General features: G+C 64.0%; 7 protein-coding genes. 6 read left to right on the top strand and 1 reads right to left on the bottom strand.

Annotation, left to right across the window (positions count from 1 at the left end; genetic code table 11):
* From C483_RS07350 to C483_RS07325, 6 genes are all read left to right on the top strand, one after another.
* Nucleotides 1-1,470: carboxypeptidase M32 (locus C483_RS07350; RefSeq protein ID WP_006652725.1), on the top strand; the 1,470-nt coding region annotated here is incomplete at its 5' end.
* 296 nt (nt 1,471-1,766) lie between these two features.
* A complete protein-coding gene (locus C483_RS07345) occupies nt 1,767-2,369 on the top strand; it encodes a hypothetical protein (protein WP_006652724.1) in 603 nt (200 codons plus the stop codon).
* 149 nt (nt 2,370-2,518) lie between these two features.
* A complete protein-coding gene (locus C483_RS07340; protein WP_006652723.1) occupies nt 2,519-3,166 on the top strand; it encodes a phospholipase D family protein in 648 nt (215 codons plus the stop codon).
* A 119-nt stretch (nt 3,167-3,285) separates the two neighbouring features.
* On the top strand, nt 3,286-3,963 hold the full coding sequence (locus C483_RS07335; protein ID WP_006652722.1) for a hypothetical protein: 678 nt from the start codon (nt 3,286-3,288) through the stop codon (nt 3,961-3,963).
* Nucleotides 3,964-4,074: 111 nt separating this feature from the next.
* The gene (locus C483_RS07330) at nt 4,075-5,085 is read left to right on the top strand and encodes an ABC transporter substrate-binding protein (RefSeq protein ID WP_006652721.1); all 1,011 of its coding nucleotides are present in this window, start codon (nt 4,075-4,077) and stop codon (nt 5,083-5,085) included.
* Complete coding sequence (locus C483_RS07325; protein WP_006652720.1) at nt 5,082-5,582, top strand: desampylase; 501 nt, start codon at nt 5,082-5,084, stop codon at nt 5,580-5,582. Before C483_RS07330 ends, C483_RS07325 begins: the two co-directional genes overlap by 4 nt.
* 24 nt (nt 5,583-5,606) lie before the next feature.
* Here the strand turns inward: C483_RS07325 and C483_RS20395 are convergent, their stop codons facing one another.
* Nucleotides 5,607-5,747, bottom strand: a complete 141-nt coding sequence (locus C483_RS20395) for a hypothetical protein (RefSeq protein ID WP_004217371.1) — start codon at nt 5,745-5,747, stop codon at nt 5,607-5,609.
* Nucleotides 5,748-6,000 lie beyond the last annotated feature (253 nt).

Genomic DNA, 6,000 nt, shown 5'->3' with positions numbered 1-6,000 from the left:
CCCGCTCGAGCCGGTCAGCTCTCGACGCTCTCGGGGCTCAGCCACGACCTGCTCGTCGACGACGATGTCGGTGCATGGCTGGGCGAACTCGAGTCCGCCGAGCTGACCGACGAGCAGGCCGCCGTCGTCCGCGAGCTTCGCCGCCAGTACGACCGCGCTGCCGACATGCCGGCCGAACTGGTCGAACGCGTCGCGTCCCACCAAGCCGAAACCCAGCAGGTCTGGCAGGAGGCCAAGGCCGAGGATGACTTCGCGCACTTCGCGCCGAACCTCGAGGAACTGATCGACCTGCACCGCGAGCGCGCGGCTGCCATCGACCCCGACGCGAACCCATACCGAGTGCTCTACGAAGACCGGCTTCCCTACCTGCCACTCGAGACGGTTGAGGGAATCTTCGAGGAACTTCGCGAGGGGCTCGTGCCGCTGATCGAGGAGATCAAAACCGACGGTCGCGAGCTGCCGTCGGTGTTCAGGGGCCACACCTACGACGAGGACGACCAGATGGCGCTCTCGCAGGAGGTCGTGGACCTGCTCGGCTACCCCGAGGAGCACGGCCGGCTCGACACCGCGCCACACCCGTTCATGTCCGGCAACCAGTTCGACGCTCGGATCACGACCCGATTCCGGGAACACGATCCGACCGACGCACTGATGGCGACGATTCACGAGTTTGGCCACGCGACCTACCAGCTCGGTCTGCCGAAAGGAGAGTACGGCAACCCGCTGGGCGAGTCGCTCTCCTCGGGTGTCCACGAGTCGCAGTCGCGCTTCTGGGAGAACCACATCGGCCGCACGAAGCCGTTCTGGGAGTTCTTCCTGCCGACGATGAAAGAGCACTTCCCACATCTCGAAGACGTCACCGTCGACGAAGCCTACGCCGCGGTGAACCGAATCTATCCGGAGAACCTGATCCGCGTCGAGGCGGACGAACTCACCTACCACCTCCACATCATCCTCCGGTGTGAGATCGACCGGGCGTTCGTCGAGGGCGACCTCGACGTTTCCGAGATCCCGCGCGTCTGGAACGAGAAAATGGACGACTACCTCGGCGTCGTCCCCGAGACCGACACCGACGGCTGTCTGCAGGATACCCACTGGTCCGCTAGCTTCGCGGCCTTCCAGGGCTACACCGTCGGCAGCGTGCTGGCCGCCCAGCTCGATGCCGCAATCCGGGAGGATCTGGACGTAGACGGCCTGATTCGCGAGGGCGAGTTCGAGCCGCTCTGGGAGTGGCAGACCGAGCACGTCCACCGCTACGGCCAGCGCTATCCGACCGAAGAACTGATCGNTCGCGAGGGCGAGTTCGAGCCGCTCTGGGAGTGGCAGACCGAGCACGTCCACCGCTACGGCCAGCGCTATCCGACCGAAGAACTGATCGAGGTCGCGACGGGCGAACCGCTCACTGCCGAGTACTTCCTCGACTATGTCGAGTCGAAGTACGGCGAGTTGTACGAACTGGACGGCTACTGATACGGTTCGTCGTAGCGTGTTACCGGTGATCGCCAGCCCGTCGGAGCGATCGCGAGNTACGGCGAGTTGTACGAACTGGACGGCTACTGATACGGTTCGTCGTAGCGTGTTACCGGTGATCGCCAGCCCGTCGGAGCGATCGCGAGTCGCCGGAGCGTCACCGGTACAGAACGACAACGTGACAACGAGCCGTCTGAGACTGCCCGCCGTTTCCGGTTTCCTTGTCCGCTTGCCAGTCCGCTCGCGTGCCGGCCGCGACTTTATCATCGTTCTCATCCTACCAGCGTGATCCGATGATGGTGACGACGCACGCACTTGTCGGCCTCCTCGTCGCCCTCCCGCTGGCAGTGTTCGCGCCCGACCACGCTACGGCGGTACTCGTAGCGGGCGTTGTCGGCGGTATCGCCCCCGACTTCGACGTGCTCGCAACACACCGAAAGACCCTCCACCTACCGACATACGGCACCGTTGCGGCCGGCGTCGCGCTCGTGCTCGCACTCGCTGTACCAACGCCTGCGACGTTTGCCACCCTCGCGTTCTTCCTCGCGGCGGCCCTCCACAACGCCGGCGACATCGTCTCCTGCGGACTCGGTGCTCGCCCCTGGCACAACCGCTCCGAGCGCTCCGTCTACGACCACTACCGCGGTCGATGGATTCCGCCCAGACGATGGATCCGGTACGACGGCGCGCCCGAGGATCTCGCGCTCGCTGTCGGTCTCGCCGTTCCGTTAACGGCGGTACTCGAGTGGCGCTGGCAACTGCTGACTGTCGCCCTGCTCGGCGTGTCGGTCGTCTATACGGTGGCCAGAAAGCGACTCGAGTGCGTCGCGCGGTGGGGGGTTCAATTCTTGCCGGCGCGGGTCCGTCGGTACGTTCCGGAGCGGTACGTGAGTGGGTGAGCAGTCGGCCGGCGCTCGCGACTCGGTGTCTGTCTCTCCGAATATCGTGCTGCGTGCACACAGTTCCCACAGGTGCTGAAACGCCGGGAATGACGGAAAGCATATAGCGATACTCGTCCGATTCTGTGAGTGATCGAAGAGGAACGAAAATGACCGACATCGAACTCGTTAACAACCGCTGGGGTGACCGGAACGTCGAGGAACAGGTAACGCGGCTGTTCGAGGGCGATGGGACGATCTACCTCGTCACTGGCTTCTTCACACACAACGCCTACCGGGCGATGCGCCCCCATATCGAGGCGTTCCTTTCGCGGGAACAAACGAACGAACTCGTGATCGTCGTCGGCGCGGCCGCGGACCAGTTCTCCGCGACGATCGCACGCGACCTGCGGGACCTCGACGAAAACGAGCAGGTCAGCCTCTACAAGTACCCTGACGGCTTCCTGCACGCGAAGCTCTACCTCCGGGAGGGCGAGAACCCGGCCGTGATCGTCGGCTCGGCAAACCTCACACAGGTCGCGTTCGAGCAGAACCTCGAACTGAGCGCCTATGTCGAGGGTGAGTCGATGCAGGATGGACGTATCGAGCCGTTCCGTGCGTGGATCGACGATCTGCTTGCAGTCTGTGATCCGGTTCGCCGACGTGACCTCTTCAAACCGGTGATGATGGCCAAGACGGCCGTCAACTGGCTCAACAAGGGCACGCTCTTGCCGACCCGCGCCGTGCTCGGCCACCGAACGCCGTACGTCGTCGGGATGGTCATCCTCTGGCTGGTGCTCTCGAACGCGTTCGCCTGACCGCGATTACCGGGCATACTCGAGTTCCGATTCGTTCACGGCTGGCGTTTCCCAAGAGTATAAAAGCGGGCTGGCACTGCCAGGCCTACACTCTCCCCGAACGAACCCCACGGTCCGGTATGCGACTCTCCATTCCGGGCCTTCCCGGCGTCTACTACGACACTGACGCGGGGACCACGGCGATTGCAACGCTCATGTCCACCGCCGGTCGTCGCGCACCGAAACCGAAGGGGTACGCGATTCAGGCGCTGCCGTACCTCTGGTCGTTCAACGTCGACCTCCACGAAGTCCCGAACGACCACCCCATTCAGTATCTCCACCCCGAGAGTGCGGTGAGCCTCGGTGAACTCTCCACGGACCGCCACGCCCGCCAGGCCGGCACCGAACTCGAGTCCGTCCTCAGATTCGCGTGGTCGGTGAACCAGGAAGTCGAGTCCGCAACGAGTTCGCTGCTCGGCCAGACACAGCCGCAGGACGGTGTCACGATCGAGATTCGGGACGGCAGCGTCGTCGCCGACGGGGAAGAACTCGAGACGGACGAGTTCGATGTCGACGACCGAGCGGCCGATACTGGCGACGAGTTCGACACCGACGATCGGACGACTGATGCCGACTTCGAGAGGGACGATTCGATCATGGGCACGGAGTTCGACGAGTTCGACGAGGATGAGGACGAGGAGTTCGGAACGGACGATGGCGAGTCCGATGGCTTCGACGGATCTGACGGGTTTGACGACTCGGGAAGCTCAGACGACGAACCCGACACTGACAGGTACGACACCGGTAACGAACGCTAACTGCTGTCCGATTCCCTCTGTCCCCGAGAACGGAACACGGTCTCGGAACACAGACTGCTATCCTGCTCACCGGGGCCGCTGTTTTTACTCACGCGCTGTGTACGACCAGCCATGCAAATCGTCACGACGCTCCCCTCGGCGACCGAACTGGTCGTCGCGCTCGGACTCGAGCCCGCCGGCGTCTCCCACGAGTGCGACTGGCCGCCGCGGGTCGAGTCGGTCCCGTCGATTACTTGCTCGCGGATCGACACCGACGGCTCCAGCAGCGAGATCGACCAGCAGGTGCTCGATGTGGTCGAGGACACTCACAATGAGAGTGATACGGCCGGCGATGATGACGAGACCGGCAACACACCCGGCGTCTACGACATCGACACCGACACACTCGCCGCCCTCGACCCCGACCTCGTCATCACGCAGGGAATGTGCGACGTCTGCGCCGTCAACGACATTGCCATCACGAACGCACTCGAGTCCATCCCGGCCGATCCTGAACTGCTGACGACCGACCCGCACAGCATGGCGGACGTTCTCTCCGATCTCGAGCGCATCGGCCGCGCCGCCGGTCGCGAGGAACGTGCCGCCGAGGTGCGAGCCGAACTCGAGTCCCGGATCGATCGCGTTCGAGAGCGCACCCAGGACTGCACCCCAGAGGAGTGCCCGCGAGTCGCTATCTTCGACTGGACCGACCCCGTCATGGTCGCCGGCCACTGGACCGCCGAACTCATCGACTGGGCCGGCGGCGAGTACGGCATGGCCGACGTCGGCGAGCGCTCCCGCCCGCGCGAGTGGGAGTCGGTACTCGAGTACGACCCGGAGTGTCTCGTCGTGGCACCCTGTGGGTTCGGACTGGAGCAGACGGCCGCGAACATCAGAGAGGTCACCGAGCGCGAGGGCTGGGACGAGTTGACTGCGGTTCAGAACGACCGCATCTGGGTGATGGACGGCAATCACTATCTGAACCGCCCCGGGCCGCGACTGGTCGACACGCTCGAGGCGCTTGCACCGGTCATTCGGCCGGCGTTGTTCGGTGATTCGTCCGACCCAGCGCCAGCCGACGAGTTCGTCGTCCCGCTCGACGTACTCGAGACGGATCGAGCACCGGCGCAGGTGGAGTCGTGACTCGCGAGTCGGATACTGGCGCTCGTCCTTCCAGCGACGCAGCCACCGACGAGGACGACCCGACGCTCGTCCTCCCCGACGAAATCCGAACGCAACTCTGCGAGCACGCCCGCGCCGGCACACCCGAGGAAATCTGTGGCATTCTGGGCGGCACGTTCGACTCAGACCGAAGTCAGGTCTCCTCCGCCTACCCTGCGACCAACGTCGCCGACACCCCACGGACGCGCTACCGGATCGATCCCGAGGAGCAACTCGAGTGCTTCGAGCGACTCGAGGCGACGGGCGAGGAGATCGTCGGCTTCTATCACTCCCATCCGAACGGGCCGTCGCGACCGAGCGAGACGGACGTTGAGGCGGCGACCTGGCCGGATCGTTCGTACGTGATCGTTTCACTCGAGCCGTTCGCGGTGGGGTCGTGGCGGTGGCGGTCGAGTGGTGCTGTGGACACTCGAAGTGAGTCCGGCGGCTATTTCGAACGCGAGCGAATCGTTTCCTGACGTCCGGTTCGCTTCCAACCGCCGTTACAGGTCCATAAATCGGAGGAACAACCCGAGCAGCAGGACGCCGAAACCGATGATCGCCCCGACAAACGGCGGAAGGACCGGAATCGGGATCACGATCAGGAGCAGCCCGACGATGAGTACTTTCGTGGAGAGGCGCATGGATTCGCTTCGGTCGCCTCGCAGAAAAAGCTGTAGTTGGGGTGACACTGAAATGTCGGGAACGTCATACTGAGTGGCTAAGACTGGCTAAATCGCTGAGTTCGAGTCGCGAATTCGAGCACGTGATCGGGGTGCAGTTTTGTTCTTGTGACGCCAGCGTTGCGCCGACGCTACACCGGCGCTACACTGGTGCTGCACCGACGCTACACCGACGCTACACCGGCGCTACACCGATGCTACACTGGTGCTACAC

The sequence above is a fragment of the Natrialba hulunbeirensis JCM 10989 genome (assembly GCF_000337575.1).
Taxonomy (GTDB): domain Archaea; phylum Halobacteriota; class Halobacteria; order Halobacteriales; family Natrialbaceae; genus Natrialba; species Natrialba hulunbeirensis.
This window is presented reverse-complemented; position numbering and strand designations above follow the sequence as displayed.

Bases quoted from the DNA above. Each gene is read 5' to 3' on its own strand.
- C483_RS07340 (WP_006652723.1), top strand. From the start codon at position 2,519: ATGACCGACATCGAACTCGTTAACAACCGCTGGGGTGACCGGAACGTC.
- C483_RS07345 (WP_006652724.1), top strand. From the start codon at position 1,767: ATGGTGACGACGCACGCACTTGTCGGCCTCCTCGTCGCCCTCCCGCTG.
- C483_RS20395 (WP_004217371.1), bottom strand. From the start codon at position 5,747: ATGCGCCTCTCCACGAAAGTACTCATCGTCGGGCTGCTCCTGATCGTG.
- C483_RS07335 (WP_006652722.1), top strand. From the start codon at position 3,286: ATGCGACTCTCCATTCCGGGCCTTCCCGGCGTCTACTACGACACTGAC.
- C483_RS07330 (WP_006652721.1), top strand. From the start codon at position 4,075: ATGCAAATCGTCACGACGCTCCCCTCGGCGACCGAACTGGTCGTCGCG.